The following is a 16,934-nucleotide window of genomic DNA, read 5'->3' as shown; positions in this document are numbered from 1 at the left end:
TTACTTGTCGAACGCCGGGTCGATCGGCACGCGGTAGCCGTTCACCAGCCGGTTCGTCTCGTTCGCCATGCCCACCACAGCCATCAGCTCGGCGAACATGGCCGGCGTCATGCCGGCCTTTTCCGCGCCCGCGTGGTGGCTCGCGATGCAGTAGCCGCAGTTGTTGGTGACGCTCACCGCCAGATAGATCATTTCCTTCACCACCGGGTCGAGCGCGCCCGGCGCCATCACCTCCTTGAGGCTGGCCCAGGTGCGCTTCAGCGTGGCCGGGTCGTTGGCCAGGTACTTCCAGAAATTGTTGACGTCGGGCACGTTGCGCGACGCCTTGATGTCGTCGAACACCGCGCGGACCTCGTCGGAAGCGGCGGCGTGCTCGATGGGCTGGGGTTTCATGCGATCTCCTGAAGTGTGAATGCGCGATGGAAAGCAACATTTGCTTTCGGTACCTTCACATTTATTGTGAATTAGGTCCTAGGTTCACGCGCCCTGCGGTTCATACAGTCGAAGCGTCACACATCAAGCGCGCCATCAGGCGCCATCTCAGGGAGAAGAGAGAACCATGGAACACGTCACACAGCACGTGGGGGGCGGTGCGCGCGCCGCATTCGTCTGCAAGAAGAAAACCAGGGGCATCGCGGGCGCCGTGCTCGCACTGGCCGCCGGCCTCGCAGGCCCGTCGGCCTGGGCCGACGTGAGCCTGGGCGGCACCAGCTACACCACTGGCTCGGGCGCGGTCTGCAGCTCGGGCGGCGCCGGTCCCACATGGGCCTGCCAGGTGCCCAACGGCAGCGGCGGCTTCGCGCTCATCACCGGCGTGCCGACCGACCCCGTGAACGGCGGCCCCGATGCCGCGGCCTTGCAAGGCATGGTGAACGGCAACCTCGGCGGCGACGCGCTGCTGCTCGGCGGCACGGCTGCCAAGGCCACCGGCTTCGGCAGCGTGGCGGCGGGCTCCGACGCGCGCGCCACCGAAACCTACGCCACCGCCATCGGCTCCACCACCGTGGCCGCGGGCGTCAGCAGCACGGCCGTGGGCAACGTGGCCCAGGCCTTCGGCACCAACGCCACCGCCATCGGCGCCAACAGCACGGCCGTGGCCACCAGCAGCGTCGCAGTGGGCGACCGCGCCACCGCGAGCGACATCAATTCGACCGCGCTCGGCGCCAACACGCAGGCACGCAAGAAGAGCAGCCTGGCGGCCGGCGACAAGGCGATTGCCGACGGCATCAACGCCGCCGCGCTGGGCGCGAACACGCAGGCGCTGGCTGACAGCGCCGTGGCCGTGGGCGACCGCGCCACCGCGGGCGCCGAGTCGGCCGTGGCCGTGGGCCGCCAGAGCACCGCATCGGCCGCCTCGGCCGTCGCCATCGGCACCGGCGCGACAGCGAGCGCCGTCAATGGCGTGGCACTCGGCGCTGGCGCCGTCGCCGATCGCGCGGGCATGGGCGGCCAGCAAGAGCGCTTCTCGAACGTCGCCGTGGGCTCCACGCAGGGCGCGGTCTCGGTCGGCAGCGCGGGTGGCGAACGGCAGATCACGAACGTGGCGGGCGGCACGCAGGCCACCGACGCGGTCAACGTGCGCCAGCTGCAGGCCGTGCAGGCCGGCGCGGTCAACTACGTGACCAACGTGGACGGCAGCGTGAACCACAATCAGATCGTGCTGGGCAACGGACAGGCGCCCAACGGCACCACCGTGTCCAACGTGGCGCCCGGCGTGGCCGGCACCGACGCCGTGAACGTCAACCAGCTGAACGCCCAGGGCGCGCAGTGGCGCGACGCCATCCGCGTGAACCAGCGCGACGCCAACGCCGGCACCGCCGGTGCGATGGCCATGGCCGGCATGCCGCAGGCCTACATGCCGGGCAAGAACATGATCGCGGCCGGCATCGCCGGCTACGAGGGCCAGAGCGCGCTCGCGGTCGGCTTCTCGAGCATCTCGGACAACGGCAAGTGGGTGATGAAGTTCACCGGCTCGGCGAACTCGCGCGGCCGCGTCGGCGTCTCGGCCGGCGCTGGCTACCAGTGGTGAGCCGCATGAACCACAGAACCGCCATCGCTCCAGGCCCCACGCATTCTTCCTTCATGACACGCACCTTTTTTCTGCCCACCGCCGCGCTGCTGGCCTTGCTCACCCTCGCCGGCTGCACCTCGTACGTGAGCCGCGGCCTCGACAGCGACGGCAAGGCCACCGAACTCGTCTGGCCCGGCGCCGACCAGCAGCAGACCTGGCAGACCGAAGGCAGCTTTCCGAACCGCGAGAACCTGCGCGCCATCGGCCCCGGCGCCACCAAGGACCAGCTGTACGCGCTCATCGGCCGCCCGCACTTCGACGAAGGCATGGCCGCCGTGCGCGAGTGGGACTACGTCTTTCACTTCCGCTCGGGCGGCGGTGCGACGAGCTGCCGCTACAAGGTGATCTTCGACACGGCCTACAAGGCGCGCAGCTTCCACTGGAACCCGGCGATCTGCGCGGAGCTGGCCAAGGGCTGATCAGCCGCCCTGCGGCGGCTCCGGCCGCCGCCACAGCCACGCCAGCACGACCGCCATCGAGCCGATGGCGACGCCCGCAAGCCACGGCTTGTGCGCCGTCAACACGATCACCACCGCGCAGAACGCCATCGCCGCGGTGGCGCTCCACTTGGCGCGCCGGCTCACGGTGCGGCCGTTCTCCCAGTTGCGCAGCAGCGGGCCGAAGAGCCGGTGGTTCAGCAGCCAGCGGTGCAGTCGCGGCGAACTGCGCGCCGCGGCCCAGGCGGCCATCAGCACGAAGACCGTGGTCGGCATGCCCGGCGCGACCACGCCGATGGCGGCCAGCACCAGGCACAGCGCGGCAAAGGCCATCAGCAGCCAGCGCACGACCAGCGGCAACGGCCGGGGCTCCACGGCAGCGGGCGGGTTCTGGGGGTCTTCGGCGGGCGTCACGGGCCGATTGTCTTTCTTTCTCTTTCACCGCACCGACGCGCTTGATTCAGATCAACCGCGCGCCGCTTTCGGCTGCCGATACTGGACTTTTACATCCACCTGCAAAGTTCTGAAGACCATGGCCCACCTTGTATGGAAGACCGAGCTCAATACGGGGATCCATGAGATCGACACGCAGCACCAGCGCATCGTGCAGTACATCAATGCGCTGGACGATGCCCGCCGCACGAACGACCGCAAAGTCGTGGGCCGGATCATCGAGGAGACCATCGACTACACCGCCTCGCACTTCGCGTTCGAGGAGGCCATGATCGAGGACGCGGGCTACCCCTTCACCGGCCCGCACCGGAAGGTGCACGAGATCTTCGTGCGCCGCGTCACCGAGTTCCGCACGCGCTTCGAGCACGGCGAAGAGGTGATGGCCGAGCTGCACGACATGCTCTCGCGCTGGCTGTTCAACCACATCCGCCATGAGGACGGCGCGTACGTTCCGACCGTGAAGGCCCATCTGCACACGACGGATTCGTCCGCGGAAGTGCTGGTGCATGCGCAGGTGCGCAAGGCGGTGCAGCAAGGCGGCGCCGCGGGGCAGGTCAAGATGGGCTGGATGCGGCGCTTGTTCGGCGGGTGACGCGGCCATGACGACGCGCCACCGCCGCATCACTCCTCGACGAAAGCCTCTTCGCGCTTGGCCTTCACCGAAGGCAGCAGCACCACGATGAGCAGCAGCGCCGCGGCGGCCAGCAGCCCCGCCGACAGCGGGCGCATGACGAACACGCTCCAGTCGCCGCGCGACAGCAGCAGCGCGCGGCGCAGGTTCTCTTCCATCATCGGCCCGAGGATGAAGCCCAGCAGCAGCGGCGCGGGCTCGCACTTGAGCTTCAGGAACAGGTAGCCCACGATGCCGAAGATCGCGACCATCCACACGTCGAAGGTGTTGTTGTTCTCGGAGTACACGCCCACCGCGCAGAACAGCACGATCGACGGGAAGAGCCACTTGTAGGGAATGGTCAGCAGCTTGATCCAGATGCCGATCATCGGCAGGTTCAGCACGATGAGCATCAGGTTGCCGATCCACATCGAGGCGATGAGGCCCCAGAAGAGTTCCGGGTTGCTGGTCATCACCTGCGGGCCTGGCTGGATGTTGTGGATGGTCATCGCGCCGACCATCAGCGCCATCACGGCATTGGGCGGAATGCCCAGCGTCAGCAGCGGAATGAACGAGGTCTGCGCGCCGGCGTTGTTGGCCGACTCCGGCCCCGCCACGCCGCGGATGTTGCCCTTGCCGAAGGGCACCTCGCCCTGCTTGAGCTTGATGCGCTTCTCGATGGTGTAGGCCGCGAAGGCCGACAGCAGCGCGCCGCCGCCCGGCAGGATGCCCAGTGCGGAACCGAGTGCCGTGCCGCGCAGCACGGCGGGCGTCATGCGCCGGAAGTCTTCCTTGGTGGGCCACAGGCCCTTGACCTTGGCGGTGAACACCTCGCGCTCGTGCTCGGGCACGGCCAGGTTGGCGATGATCTCGCCGTAGCCGAACACGCCCATCGCGATCGCGATGAAGCCGATGCCGTCGGTGAGCTCGGGAATGTCGAAGCTGTAGCGCGCCACGCCCGAGTTGACGTCGGTGCCCACGAGCCCCAGCGCCAGCCCGAGCAGGATCATCGTGATCGCCTTGAGCAACGAGCCCGAGGCCAGCACCACGGCGCCGATCAGGCCCAGGATCATCAGCGAGAAGTATTCGGCCGGGCCGAACTTGAAAGCCAGCTCGGTCAGCGGCGGTGCGAAGGCCGCAAGGATCAAGGTGCCGACGCAGCCTGCAAAGAACGAGCCCAGGCCCGCCGCAGCGAGCGCCGGACCTGCACGGCCCTTGCGCGCCATCTGGTAGCCGTCGATCACGGTCACCACCGACGACGATTCGCCCGGCAGGTTGACCAGAATGGCGGTGGTCGAGCCACCGTACTGCGCGCCGTAGTAGATGCCGGCCAGCATGATCAGCGCCGACACGGGCGGCAGCGCGTAGGTGGCGGGCAGCAGCATCGCGATGGTGGCCACGGGGCCGATGCCCGGGAGCACGCCGATCAGCGTGCCCAGCAGGCAGCCGACGAAGGCATAGACAAGGTTCTGCGCGGTGAAGGCCACGCCGAAGCCGATCGAGAGGTTGGTAATCAGGTCCATTGTTCTCTTGGATTTCTTGTTGTTCTGCGCGGGTCAGCCGGCGATGAAGGTGGGCCACACCTGGAACTGCAGCTTCAGCGCCACCACGAAGGCCAGGTAGCTGCCGAGCGCGAGCACGGTGGCGAGAAGGGTCACGCCCTTCCAGCCGAAGCTGTCGCCCGCCAGGCTCGCGATGAAGGTCAGCGCATAGATCGCGACGATGAGCCCCATCGACGGCAAGCCGATGCTCGGCAGGCCGCCGAGCAGCACGCCGAACACCAGGTTGGCGCCGATGATGAACAGCAGCGGCTTCCATGCGATGCGGCCCACGGGTTCGCCGTCGGCGGTCTCGACCGTGAGGGCCTTGAACGTGATCAGCACGCCCATGCACGCGATGAGGATGCCCACGATGAGCGGAAAGTAGCCGGGGCCCATGCGGGCGCCGGTGCCCACGTTGTAGGTCGTGGCGCCCCATGCGAAGGCCACGCCGAAGGCGCTGAAAAGCACGCCCGAGCAGAAGTCTCTCTGACTCTTGATTCTCACCGTTGATGTCTCCTGGAACTGCGTTGATCGGCACAGGATGTGCGTCAGCGATCCTAGGAATTCAGCGCCGCGGTGTGTATGAACAAAGCATTGCCATTCGGCAATGTTCGAGGCGCGAGGAGACGAAGAAGGCGCCGCTCAGGCGTCCGCCGTCGGCAGGTCGATGCAGGCGCGCAGGCCCGGGCGGGCATCGCCGAACTGCAGGCGACCGCCGTGCAGCGCGACCACCGCCTGCACGCTCGCGAGCCCCAGGCCGTGACCCGGCGTGCTGTGGTCCAGCCGATGGAAGCGCACGCCCAGGCGCTCGTACTCGGCGCTCGGAATGCCGGGGCCGTCGTCCTGCACGAACAGCTGCGCACGCCCGTCGACCGTGTGCGTGCCGATGCGCACGGTGGCGCCGGCCCCGCCGTACTTCAGCGCGTTGTCGAGCAGGTTCGCCGCCGCGCCCGCGAGCAGGTCGCGGTCGCCGAGCGCGATGGCGCGGTCGGCCGGCTCGCGCAGCAGCGCGATGCCCCGCACCTCGGCCACCGCCTCGTACAGCTCCGCCACGTCGTCGGCAATGACGTGCAGCGCCACCGGCGCGAACTGCTGGCGCCGCGCACCGGCCTCGACCTCGGCGATCTGCAGCAGCTTCTCGAACATCACCGCCAGCTCCTCGAGCTCGCGGATGGCGGTGGCCACAGGATCGCGCTGCGGATGGTGGGCGTCGCCGAGCCCCGCCTCCACCGCACGCAGGCGCACCAGCACGCGCGTGAGCGGCGTGCGCAGGTCGTGCGCGATGGTGTTGGACACATGGCGCACGCCGTCCATCAGCGACTGGATGCGGTCGAGCATCGCGTTGATGTCGCCTTCCAGCAGCGCGAACTCGTCCTCCTGGCCCGAAGGCGCCACGCGCTCCTGCAGCTCGCCCGCCGCGATGCGCGCGGCCGTGCGCCGCACCGCGCCCACGCTGCGCTCCAGTTCCTGGCGGAAGACGAAGGTGCCGCCGATGAGCAGCAGCACCGCCACGATGCCCGCCGCCGCGCTGGCGCTCGCCACCAATGATTCGATCGACTCCTGGTCGCGCAGGTCGTGCCCCACCACGAGCATGCCGCCGTCGGGCAGCGGGCGCATCACGAGGTAGGCGATGACGGTCTGGCCCGCGCGCACCACGCGGCGGTGCACGCCGTCGCCGGCGTCGGGCGCCAGCGAGGGCATCTGGTCGAGGTTGCCCGCGCGCTTGTGGCCCTCGCGGTCGGTGAGCAGGTAGATCTCGTTGTCGGAGTTGCGGCCGTCGGAGAGCGCATGGGCGATCTCGCCCGCCACGCCTTCGGCGCCGCGCGCTTCGTAGCGCACCACCAGCTGCTGCATGCTGGCGGCCACCTGCCGCACCATGCGCTGCTGCAACACGCCCACGGTCTGCATGTAGACGATGGCCAGCGCGGCCAGCATCGTGATGGCCACGAGCAGGCCGTAGTAGAAGGCGAGCCGGAAGCCGACCGAGCGCCACAGCTGGCGCAGGGCCCGGGTCATTGCGGCGCGGCCAGCGTGTAGCCCACGCCGCGCACGGTGTGGATCAGCGTCGGCGCACCGCCCGCATCGAGCTTGCCGCGCAGGCGGCTCACCTGCACGTCGATCACGTTGGTCTGCGGGTCGAACTGGTAGTCCCACACGGCCTCGAGCAGCATGGTGCGCGTGACCACCTGGCCCGGATGCATCATCAGGTAGGCCAGCAGCCTGAACTCGCGCGGCTGCAGCGCGATGGGCCGGCCGCCGCGCTCCACGTGGCGGCGCGCCAGGTCGAGCGTGAGGTCGGCCAGCTGCAGCGTGCGGATCTCGGGCCCGCTGCGCGAGCGCCGCACCAGCGCCTCGGCGCGCGCCGCGAGTTCGGAAAAGGCGAAGGGCTTGGCCAGGTAGTCGTCGCCGCCGGCCTTGAGTCCGCGCACGCGCTCGTCGAGCGCACTCAAGGCGCTGAGCACCAGCACCGGCGTCTTCTTGCCGAGGGCGCGCATCGTGGTGAGGATCGACAGGCCGTCCACGTCGTTGGGCAGCATGCGGTCGAGGATGACCAGGTCCCACGTCTCGCCCGTGGCGCGCGCGAACGCATCCGCGCCATCGCGGCTGATCACCGCCACATGGCCGAGCGAGCGGAAGCCTTCGGCGATGTAGCGCGCGTTGTCGGCATCGTCCTCGACGATGAGGCAGTTCCAGATGACGGTGGGGCCGAGCACGTCAGTCGGTGCGGCCACGGCAAGAAATACCCATGGATGGCGGTGCGGTTGTGCTCACGTTGCGGCCTCTGGAATGCAGGGGCGTGCGACACAAATCCTAGCCCAGCTGGAAGCGGGAAAGGCCCACGTTTCATTACCGTTTGTCCATGAATGCCGCGCAGTCGCGTGTGCGAGAAGCTGATTTGGACCCATCAAGTCGAAGACCACACTCACTCTCCGTTCACCAGAGACACCCCGTCCGCCGGCTTGCGCATCCATTTCGCAACGTCCACGCCCAACCCGTGAATCACTGCATCCATGGCGCTGCATTCGGTCGTCTCCGCCGTGATATCAGCGTACGGGGTGTGCACCTGGCGCAGGGCTTTGAATTGCGCAGGGGGCAGTCCCGGTCGTTCAAGCACCGCATGGATGACCACGATCGTGGGGCCGCCGGCGCTGACGGTCACGATGTCCATGATGTCGATCTTCAGCAAAAGGGCGGCCTCCCTGCCGGGCCCCGGCACAGGGCGCACAACCTCATACCGCGCCTTCAGCTGATCTTGCACGGCCTGACGCAGCGGGTCCGGCACGCCGCACGCGTCATCGGCTTCGGACATCCGGCGGCCCTGGCCATGCCCGTACACGACAGGCGGCAGCACCACCGTGGTGGAGGCAGCAGGCGCGGGTCGCGTTCGCTCGGGCGGCTGGGAATCGTGTGAACCGCAAGCAGCCAGAAGTGCGCTTACCGCCATCGCGATGCACGTGTTGCGCACGAAGGCAGGCGAAGCCTCTGCAGGCGCATTGGAGGTACAGCAGGCCGGCGGCGCCAAGACGCGATTTGTTACATTAGTCCGGGGGTTGGAGGAATTTTGCAGGACCGACTACCTACCGGGCGATCGCCCGGCCAAATCAACTATAAGGAAAAATGCTACATGCACACCATCAATTACAAGATGGAGTACTCGATTCTCGAGTACGTTTTCGGCCTGATTGGCCCGGCAATTATCATTGCCGCCATTTTTTATCCGATTGCGGATCTAAAAATAGGCACCCTTCGGCTTCACCTGCCGACCGGCGTGGCCAATGGCGTTCTCATGTTGATCGGGGCATACGTCACGTATCTTACGGTCGGAACACTTTTCAAGAAGCGCGCAGCCAACAGCCAGGGCGCCAGCATTGTTCTTGATGAAAAGGGCATGTCTTTCACGACCGTCAAGAAATTCTCGGGCGTACTGACCACCGTGGGCTATGACGCCATCAATCAAGTCACCATCACGGACATCCCGGAAACCTCCACATCGAGTGCGGAGAAAACAATAGAAATCAGCACGCCGTCGATGGCACCCAAGAAGCATGAATTCGATGCCATTCACATGGTGAAGGATTCAGACTTTGAAGTTCTTGTGAATGCGCTCAAGCATCGCGCCATCAATGCCACCTTCAAGCAAATCTGACCCATGGGTTTCTTGAAGAAGTTGTTCCAGATAGTTTCTGGCAAAAAATACAGAAACTGCCCCGATGGGGCCGCAGCGGATCCGGCGGCGCAGCGCGCACTTCAAGCGGGGCTCATCAACTCCGAACAGATCATGGCGTATTGCGACAGCTACGCAACGGGGCTGTCTGACGAAACTCTCTCCGAGGGACTTGGCTCGCACTGGGGCATACGCTCGCCCCAGGAGGCTGCTGAAACCCTGGCGTCACTCGGTCGCCATGGCCATCGCTTTTTTTACGACATTGTTTTTCGTATTTACAGCGATGGTGCTTCAGGAGAGGAGCGCCAGGAGGTTCTCGAGGCCTTGATCGCCAGTGGGCGCTACGGTTCCCCGGAAACGGTGCGCGAGCAGATTGCTGCGCAGGGGCCGAGTGAGGAAAAAGACCTCGTTTTTTCCGCTTTGGCCCAGGCAATGGAGATGCTGGAGAATTTGCGATCCGTTTTTCGTCTTCTCGAAGACAAAGTCAATGGCTCGTACCTTCCCAAGGATTACAGCGCCGGCATTCTCGCCTGGGATCTGGGCCGCCTCGTCACGGTTGCAAGAATGTCATTGGACTGCAAATACATCGAGCAGGCCGAATTCGATCGAGTTCTTGCCCATGCAGACAAAGAATTGCGCTCGAATTTTTCGTCCTGGCCGCAGTTTGCAAAGAGCTACATCATCGGCCGGGCCAGCTGGGCGGGTCAGAATATGACGCTGGGCGGAATCATCGGTATTGCCGAAGATCTCATGACCGATGCGCGGAGCCCTTGGGTGCTGTCGCCTCTGTGAGTTGCATTCGACGCTAGCGCTGGAAAAGATCCAGCTCGTCGGATCGCTCCATGTTGATTTCCGTGGACGTTTGATCCACCTGTCCGTCGCGAACTGACCGGCCGCAATGTCTTGCGGCCGTTGTTCGCATGGAGGACTGGATTACTCGTAAACGGAAATCAACAAATTCAAAGTATTTACGACGCTATTTGCGCGTTCAAGACTTTATTTGGCGAGATCATCAGGATCGCGCCGCCCGCGCACTCTCACTCCACCGTCACGCTTTTAGCGAGGTTGCGCGGCTTGTCCACGTCGGTCCCGCGCGCGCACGCCGTGTGGTACGCCAGCAGCTGCAGCGGCACCACGTGCAGCAGCGGCGACAGCGCGCCGTAGTGCTCCGGCATGCGGATCACGTGCAGGCCTTCGCCGCTGGCAATCTGCGTGTCGCCGTCGGCCAGCACGTAGAGCACGCCGCCGCGGGCGCGCACTTCCTGCAGGTTGCTCTTGAGCTTTTCGAGCAGGGCGTCGTTCGGCGCCACGGCGACCACGGGCATCTCGCTGGTGACGAGCGCGAGCGGGCCGTGCTTGAGTTCGCCGGCGGCGTAGGCCTCGGCGTGGATGTAGGTCACTTCCTTGAGCTTGAGCGCGCCTTCGAGCGCGATCGGGTAGTGCAGGCCGCGGCCCAGGAACAGGGCGTTGTCCTTGCGCGCGAAGTCTTCGGCCCAGCCGATGATCTGCGGCTCGAGCGCGAGCACCGACTGCAGCGCGACGGGCAGGTGGCGCATTTCCTTCAGGTAGCGCGCTTCGTCGAGCGCGCTCAGGCGGTTCTTGGACTGCGCGATGGCCAGCGTGAGCAGGAACAGGCCCGCGAGCTGGGTGGTGAAGGCCTTGGTCGAGGCCACGCCGATTTCGACGCCGGCGCGCGTGATGTAGGCCAGCTTGCACTCGCGCACCATGGCGCTGGTGGCGACGTTGCAGATGGTCAGCGTCTGTTCCATGCCCAGCGAGCGCGCGTGCTTGAGCGCGGCCAGCGTGTCGGCGGTTTCGCCCGACTGGCTGATGGTGACGACCAGCGTCTTGGGGTCGGGCACGGAGTCGCGGTAGCGGTACTCGCTGGCGATCTCGACCTGGGTGGAAATCTTCGCGATGCTCTCGAGCCAGTACTTGGCGGTGCAGCCGCTGTAGTAGCTGGTGCCGCAGGCCAGGATGAGGATCTTGTCGATGTCCTGGAACACGCGGTGCGCGCTCGCGCCGGTGGCGCCATCCTGCCCGATGCCGTCGAACAGCTCGGGCACGATGCCCTCGACGCCTTCGAGCGTGTCGCCGATGGCGCGCGGCTGCTCGAAGATTTCCTTTTGCATGTAGTGGCGGTACGGGCCCAGCTCGGCCGCGCCGCTGTGGGCGTGCACGGTGCGCACGGTGCGGGTGACGGGCTTGTGGTTCTTGTCGACGATCCAGTACTTGCCGGGCTGCAGGTCGACCACGTCGCCTTCTTCGAGGTACACGATCTGGTCGGTCACGCCGGCCAGCGCCATCGCGTCGCTGGCCAGGAAGTTCTCGGTGCCGTCCTTGCCGGCGCCCAGGATCAGCGGCGAGCCGGCGCGCGCGCCGATCACGCGCTGCGGTTCGTCGCGGCAGATGACGGCGATGGCGTAGGCGCCGTGCAGCTGCAGCACGGCGGCCTTGACGGCTTCGAACAGGTCGCCGTTGTAGAGGCTGTCGACGAGGTGGGCGATGACCTCGGTGTCGGTCTGGCTCTCGAACACGTAGCCCTTGGCTTCGAGCGCGGCGCGCAGCGGCTCGTGGTTCTCGATGATGCCGTTGTGCACGAGCGCGATGCGGCCCGGGCGCGCGGCGGGCGCGTCGGCGCCGACGCCGTGGCTGAAGTGGGGATGGGCGTTGTGCACGGCCGGTGCGCCGTGGGTGGCCCAGCGTGTGTGGGCGATGCCGGTGAGGCCTTCGACCTTGTCGTCGCGCACCTGCGTCAGCAGGTCGGCCACGCGCGAGGTGGTGCGTGCGCGGCTCAGGCCGCCCGCATGCACCGCGACGCCGCAGGAGTCATAGCCGCGGTATTCGAGCCGCTGAAGGCCCTGGACCAGGACCGGAACGATGTCGCGATGGGAGGCTGCGCCGACGATGCCGCACATGGGGTGTACCTTGTCTTGAAGAACAGAAGGGCTCGATGGTAGGTAGACGCCCAAGAAATATGGCGTCTAAATTTCCTCAGTTTCGGACTTTTATTTCACCAAAACCCATAGATGGAGTTTTATTCCATAATTTTAACTCATATGGAATCAATCTCTCTCGACGCCATTGACCTCAAGCTGCTCGACGCGCTCCAGAACGACGCCTCGCAGACCAACCAGCGCCTGGCCGCCGAGGTGGGCATCTCTCCGCCGACCTGCCTGCGCCGCGTGCAGCGGCTGCGCCAGGAAGGGCTCATCGAGCGCCAGGTCGCCCTGCTCTCGCCCGACCGCCTCGCCACGGTGCTGGGCCACGGCCTGCAGGCGGTGGTGGAGATTTCGCTCGACCGGCAGGACGCCGCCGCGCTCGACGCCTTCGAGGCCCGCGTGATCGCGGACGACGCCGTGCAGCAGTGCTGGCGCGTGTCGCCGGGGCCCGATTTCGTGCTGGTGGTGGTGGCGCGCGACATGCCCGGCTACGGCGCGCTGACGCAGCGGCTGTTCACGGCCGACGCCAACGTGCGCAACGTGAAGGCGTTCTTCAGCCTGAAGCGCGCGAAGTTCGGGGCCCGCGTGCCACTGGGCTGACGCAGGCTCCGGTCGCGATCAGCGCTCGCTCGCCGCCTCGCGCAGCGCTTCGAGGAACGTGCGGCGCCACCAGTGGATGTCCTGCGCCCGGATGCGCGACAGCAGCTTCTGGTGCCGCTCGCGCCGCTCTTCCAGCGGCATCTGCAGCGCCTGCTGCACCGTCTCTGCCGTGCCGTGCGTGTCGTACGGATTCACCAGCAGCGCTTCCTTCAGCTGCTCGGCCGCACCGGCAAAGCGCGACAGCACCAGCACGCCGGGGTCGGCCGGGTCCTGTGCCGCGATGTACTCCTTGGCCACGAGGTTCATGCCGTCGCGCAGTGGCGTCACCAGCCCCACGGCCGCCGCGCGGCACAGGCCGGGCACGCGGCGGCGCGCGACCATGCGGTGGATGTAGCGCACCGGCATCCAGTCGAGTTCGCCGTAGTCGCCGTTGATGGCGCCGCACAGCGATTCGAGTTCCTTGCGGATGTCGGCGTAGGCATCGACCGTCTCGCGCGTGGGCGAGGCGATCTGGATCAGCGTGGCGCTGCGGCGGTTCTCGGGGTAGTTGGCCAGCAGCTCGCGGAACGAACGCACGCGCTGCGGGATGCCCTTCGAATAGTCGAGCCGGTCGATGCCCAGCAGCAGCCGGCGGCTCGAGTACTCGCGCTTCATGGTCTCGTACATGTCGCGCGATTCCTTGGCGTGCGTGAGCGCCGCGAACTCGTCCACGTCGATGCCGATGGGGAAGGCGTTGCAGCGCACCGTCTGCCCGTAGGCGCGGTACATGTCGTTGCCCAGGTACTCGCCATGGGCCTCGTTGCGCACGTAGTGCTCGAAGTGCTGCACGTCCTGCTGCGCCTGGAAGCCGATCAGGTCGTACGAGAACAGCGAACGCATCAGCCATTCGTGCTGCGGAATGGCCGCGATGATGATCTGCGGCGGCAGCGGAATGTGCAGGAAGAAACCGATGCGCTGCTTGCAGCCCATGGCGCGCAGCTCGGCGGCCAGCGGCATCAGGTGGTAGTCGTGGATCCAGATGATGTCGTCATCCTTCAGCAGCGGCATCAGCTTGCGCGCGAACAGCTGGTTCACGCGCCGGTAGCCGCCGATGAAGCCGGCATCGAAATGCGCCAGGTCCAGGCGGTTGTGGAACACCGGCCACAGCACGTCGTTGCTGTAGCCCAGGTAGTAGCTGTCGTGGTCGTCGCGGCTCAGGTCGAGCGTGGCCAGCGTCACCTTGCCGGCCTGCTGCTTGTGCAGCTCACCTTCGCCCGTGGGCCCGCCCTCGACGATCTGCCCGCTCCAGCCGAACCACAGGCCGCCGCTTTGCTGCAGGCTCTCGCCCAGGGCCACGGCCAGGCCGCCGGCGGCGGGCTTGCGCGGGTCGGCCACGCGGTTCGAAACAACGACGAGACGACTCATATGCACGAATCCCAGGGAGCGGACAGGCGCACGGCCGCATTGATGATGCCGACCATCGAATAGGTCTGCGGAAAGTTGCCCCACATCTCGCCCGTGACCGGGTGCGTGTCTTCCGACAGCAGGCCCAGCGGGTTGCGCGCGGCGAGCATGGTTTCAAAAATCTGTCGCGCCTCGGCCTTGCGGCCGATCTTGGCGAGCGCGTCGATGCGCCAGAAGGTGCAGATGTTGAAGGCGGTCTCGGGCTTGCCGAAGTCGTCGGCCGCTTCGTAGCGGCGCATGTAGGGGCCGTCGCACAGCGACTTTTCCATGGCGTCGACGGTGGAGATGAAGCGCGGGTCGCGCGCGTCGATCAGGCCCACCTCGACCATCAGCAGGATGCTCGCATCGAGCTCGTGCCCGCCGAAGCTTTCGGCAAAGGCCTGGCGCTCTTCGCACCACGACTTGGCAAGAATTTCTTCCTTCATGCGTGCCGCATGGCCGTGCCAGTACGCGGCGCGTTCGGGCAGCTCCAGCGTGCGCGCGATCTTGGCGAGCCGGTCGCAGGCGGCCCAGCTCATCAGCGCCGAGCTGGTGTGCACGCGGGCGCGCGTGCGCAGCTCCCACATGCCGGCGTCGGGCGTGCCGTACACGCGCACGGCCTGCTCGCCCACGGCTTCGAGGTGCGGAAACTCCGCCACGCCTGCGCGGCTCAGCAACCGGTGGTCGTGGAAGGCCTGCGCCGCGCCGAGCACGATGTTGCCGTACACGTCGTGCTGGAAGTGCTCCTGCGCCTGGTTGCCCACGCGCACCGGGCCCATGCCGCGGTAGCCGGGCAGGCCCTCGACGAAGGACTCGGGCAGCTCGCGCTCCAGCCCGATGCCGTACAGCGGCTGGATGTGCTCGCCGTGCGAGCCGATCACCACGTTGCCGAGCCAGCGCAGGTAGTCTTCCATCGTGCCCACCTCGCTCAGCGAGTTGAGCGCGCGCACCACGAAGAAGGCGTCGCGCAACCAGCAGTAGCGGTAGTCCCAGTTGCGCTGACTGCCCGGCGCCTCGGGGATGCTGGTGGTCATGGCGGCCACGATGGCGCCGGTGTCCTCGTACAGCGAGAGCTTGAGCGTGATGGCCGCGCGGATCACCGCGTCCTGGTACTCGAAGGGAATGGCCAGGCGCTTGCTCCAGGTGCGCCAGTAGGCGATGGTTTCCTGCTCGAACTTGCGCGCGGTGTCGGCAATGCCTTCGAGCAGCGTCTCGTCCACGCCGAACATGAAGTTGTACTCGCGCGAGATCACGAAAGGCTGGCGCGACAGGATGTGCGAGATCGACGCGTCGGTGTTCAGCCGCAAGGTCACGTCGGGCCCGACGTAGCGGATGTGGTTGCTGCCGCGCGTGACCTCGGTCGGCGCCGAGGCGCCCCACTGGAAGCGCGGGTCGAGCGCCACGCGGATGCGCGGCGCGCCGGCGATGGGGCGCACGCGGCGCACCATCATGAGCGGACGGAAGTAGCGCGAGCGGCTGTGAAAGCGCGGCGCGAAGTCGGTGATCTCGATGCCCTGCCCTGCGCTGTCGAACAGCTGCGTGCGCAACACGGCGGTATTGGGCTCGTACCACTGCTTGCTGGAGGCGAAGTCCTCGATCTCGATGGCCCAGGCACCGGCTTCCTCGCCGGGGTGCAGCAGCGCGTTGAAGACCGGGTCGCCGTCGAAGCGCGGCAGGCAGCACCAGACGGCGCGGGCGCGCGCGTCGATGAGCGCGCTGTAGGCGCAGTTGCCGATCACGCCCACATTGAGCGACGGCTCGGCCGGCGGCGCAAAGCCGCGCGGCAGGGCTGCCGCCACTTTCGCGGCGTCGACGGGCGCCTGGTCGTCCGGGCCCGCCGCGCCGGCCAGGGCGTTGCCCGCGCGGTCCTCGGGGGCCACCGGCAGTTGTTGTTCGCTCATGCGGGGCTCCTCGGTGATGCTTTGTGGTGATCGGGTGCGGCCAGCAGGTCGCGCGCCTGCACCAGCCATTCGTAGACCGCGCGCGGCGATTCGAGCCGGTGCAGCGCCAGGCTCGGCCCGGCGCCGACCTTGATCGCGACGCCGCCGCGCGGCTGCACGACGGCAAAGCCGCTCTCGTCGGTGGTGTCGTCGCCCGCGAAGACCGGCGTGCGGCCCGCGAACGGCGCTTCGTTCATGAAGGCTTCGATGGCGAGGCCCTTGTTGACGCCCGAAGGCTTCACTTCGAACACGAACTTGCCGTGCATGAGCTCGAGCTGCGGACGGCCTTCGATGGCGCGCGCCATCGCGTCGCGGCACACGGCCTCCAGCTGCGGCGCGAGCCGGTAGTGCAGCGCGATGGCGCCGTGCTTGCGCTCGACCAGCAGGCCTTCGTGGATGCGCGCGAGCTCGTTGGCCACGTCCAGGATGGGCACGAGGTCGGGCGGGCGCTGCTCCTGCATGCCGCCTTTGGCATCGCGGCGCTGCACGCCGTGCTCGCCGGCCGCGGGCAGCCGCAGCGGCGCGAGAAAGCGGTCGATGGCATCGATCTGGCGCCCCGACACCACGGCGAGCGCGCCGCCGAGCAGGTCGCGCAGGTCGCTCAGCAGGGGCACGAGGGCGGGCGGCACCTCGATGGCTTCAGGCGTGGCGGCGAGGCCGACCAGCGTGCCGTCGAAGTCGAGAAAAAGGGCGGCGTCCCGGCCCGGCGGAGGTGGCAACTGGGCGTTGCTGCTGGAGGACTTTGGCATTGGG

Annotated in this window: 17 protein-coding genes; 6 read left to right on the top strand and 11 right to left on the bottom strand. The window is 67.1% G+C overall.

Annotated elements, in window-relative coordinates:
- Positions 1-393, bottom strand: a complete 393-nt coding sequence (locus tag AC1RGU_RS22265) for a carboxymuconolactone decarboxylase family protein (RefSeq protein WP_062481171.1) — start codon at positions 391-393, stop codon at positions 1-3.
- Positions 394-559: 166 nt separating this feature from the next.
- On the opposite strand from AC1RGU_RS22265, the gene AC1RGU_RS22260 reads away from it, so the two are divergent.
- Complete coding sequence (locus tag AC1RGU_RS22260) at positions 560-2,029, top strand: YadA family autotransporter adhesin (protein ID WP_492697993.1); 1,470 nt, start codon at positions 560-562, stop codon at positions 2,027-2,029.
- 53 nt (positions 2,030-2,082) lie between these two features.
- Positions 2,083-2,490: an outer membrane protein assembly factor BamE gene (locus AC1RGU_RS22255; RefSeq protein WP_260685193.1), complete on the top strand. Its 408-nt coding sequence runs from the start codon at positions 2,083-2,085 to the stop codon at positions 2,488-2,490.
- On the opposite strand, the gene AC1RGU_RS22250 is transcribed toward AC1RGU_RS22255, so the two are convergent.
- Positions 2,491-2,922 (bottom strand): YbaN family protein, encoded by a 432-nt coding sequence (locus AC1RGU_RS22250; RefSeq protein WP_492697995.1) that lies wholly within the window; start codon positions 2,920-2,922, stop codon positions 2,491-2,493.
- A 118-nt stretch (positions 2,923-3,040) separates the two neighbouring features.
- Here AC1RGU_RS22250 and AC1RGU_RS22245 point away from each other — a divergent pair, with 118 nt between their 5' ends.
- On the top strand, positions 3,041-3,553 hold the full coding sequence (locus tag AC1RGU_RS22245) for a bacteriohemerythrin (RefSeq protein ID WP_492697997.1): 513 nt from the start codon (positions 3,041-3,043) through the stop codon (positions 3,551-3,553).
- 29 nt (positions 3,554-3,582) lie between these two features.
- Here the strand turns inward: AC1RGU_RS22245 and AC1RGU_RS22240 are convergent, their stop codons facing one another.
- The 5 genes from AC1RGU_RS22240 to AC1RGU_RS22220 all read right to left on the bottom strand — a co-directional run bounded on the left by AC1RGU_RS22240 (position 3,583) and on the right by AC1RGU_RS22220 (position 8,422).
- Positions 3,583-5,094, bottom strand: a complete 1,512-nt coding sequence (locus AC1RGU_RS22240; protein ID WP_070060062.1) for a tripartite tricarboxylate transporter permease — start codon at positions 5,092-5,094, stop codon at positions 3,583-3,585.
- A 33-nt stretch (positions 5,095-5,127) separates the two neighbouring features.
- A complete protein-coding gene (locus tag AC1RGU_RS22235) occupies positions 5,128-5,616 on the bottom strand; it encodes a tripartite tricarboxylate transporter TctB family protein (protein ID WP_062481184.1) in 489 nt (162 codons plus the stop codon).
- A 138-nt stretch (positions 5,617-5,754) separates the two neighbouring features.
- Positions 5,755-7,128 (bottom strand): sensor histidine kinase, encoded by a 1,374-nt coding sequence (locus tag AC1RGU_RS22230; RefSeq protein WP_492697999.1) that lies wholly within the window; start codon positions 7,126-7,128, stop codon positions 5,755-5,757.
- Complete coding sequence (locus tag AC1RGU_RS22225) at positions 7,125-7,808, bottom strand: response regulator transcription factor (RefSeq protein ID WP_159274070.1); 684 nt, start codon at positions 7,806-7,808, stop codon at positions 7,125-7,127. The genes AC1RGU_RS22230 and AC1RGU_RS22225 overlap by 4 nt, the downstream gene beginning before the upstream one ends.
- 227 nt (positions 7,809-8,035) lie before the next feature.
- Positions 8,036-8,422 carry a hypothetical protein gene (locus tag AC1RGU_RS22220; protein WP_492698001.1) on the bottom strand — a complete coding sequence of 129 codons (387 nt, stop codon included), beginning with the start codon at positions 8,420-8,422 and terminating at the stop codon, positions 8,036-8,038.
- Positions 8,423-8,737: 315 nt separating this feature from the next.
- Here AC1RGU_RS22220 and AC1RGU_RS22215 point away from each other — a divergent pair, with 315 nt between their 5' ends.
- Both AC1RGU_RS22215 and AC1RGU_RS22210 read left to right on the top strand, forming a co-directional pair.
- A complete protein-coding gene (locus tag AC1RGU_RS22215; protein WP_492698002.1) occupies positions 8,738-9,259 on the top strand; it encodes a hypothetical protein in 522 nt (173 codons plus the stop codon).
- A 3-nt stretch (positions 9,260-9,262) separates the two neighbouring features.
- Positions 9,263-10,069, top strand: a complete 807-nt coding sequence (locus AC1RGU_RS22210; RefSeq protein ID WP_492698004.1) for a DUF1266 domain-containing protein — start codon at positions 9,263-9,265, stop codon at positions 10,067-10,069.
- A gap of 245 nt (positions 10,070-10,314) precedes the next feature.
- On the opposite strand, the gene glmS is transcribed toward AC1RGU_RS22210, so the two are convergent.
- Positions 10,315-12,195: a glutamine--fructose-6-phosphate transaminase (isomerizing) gene (gene glmS, locus AC1RGU_RS22205; protein ID WP_062481190.1), complete on the bottom strand. Its 1,881-nt coding sequence runs from the start codon at positions 12,193-12,195 to the stop codon at positions 10,315-10,317.
- Between the two features lie 141 nt (positions 12,196-12,336).
- On the opposite strand from glmS, the gene AC1RGU_RS22200 reads away from it, so the two are divergent.
- Positions 12,337-12,819 (top strand): Lrp/AsnC family transcriptional regulator, encoded by a 483-nt coding sequence (locus AC1RGU_RS22200; protein ID WP_139705322.1) that lies wholly within the window; start codon positions 12,337-12,339, stop codon positions 12,817-12,819.
- Between the two features lie 18 nt (positions 12,820-12,837).
- Here AC1RGU_RS22200 and otsA read toward each other — a convergent pair whose 3' ends face one another.
- The 3 genes from otsA to otsB are packed head-to-tail and all read right to left on the bottom strand — an operon-like array spanning position 12,838 to position 16,930.
- A complete protein-coding gene (gene otsA / locus AC1RGU_RS22195; protein WP_062481194.1) occupies positions 12,838-14,223 on the bottom strand; it encodes an alpha,alpha-trehalose-phosphate synthase (UDP-forming) in 1,386 nt (461 codons plus the stop codon).
- A complete protein-coding gene (locus tag AC1RGU_RS22190; protein ID WP_492698006.1) occupies positions 14,220-16,142 on the bottom strand; it encodes a glycoside hydrolase family 15 protein in 1,923 nt (640 codons plus the stop codon). The genes otsA and AC1RGU_RS22190 overlap by 4 nt, the downstream gene beginning before the upstream one ends.
- Complete coding sequence (gene otsB / locus AC1RGU_RS22185) at positions 16,139-16,930, bottom strand: trehalose-phosphatase (protein WP_492698007.1); 792 nt, start codon at positions 16,928-16,930, stop codon at positions 16,139-16,141. The genes AC1RGU_RS22190 and otsB overlap by 4 nt, the downstream gene beginning before the upstream one ends.
- Positions 16,931-16,934 lie beyond the last annotated feature (4 nt).

The organism is Variovorax sp. GW823-FHT02B07, assembly GCF_058797695.1.
This window is presented reverse-complemented; position numbering and strand designations above follow the sequence as displayed.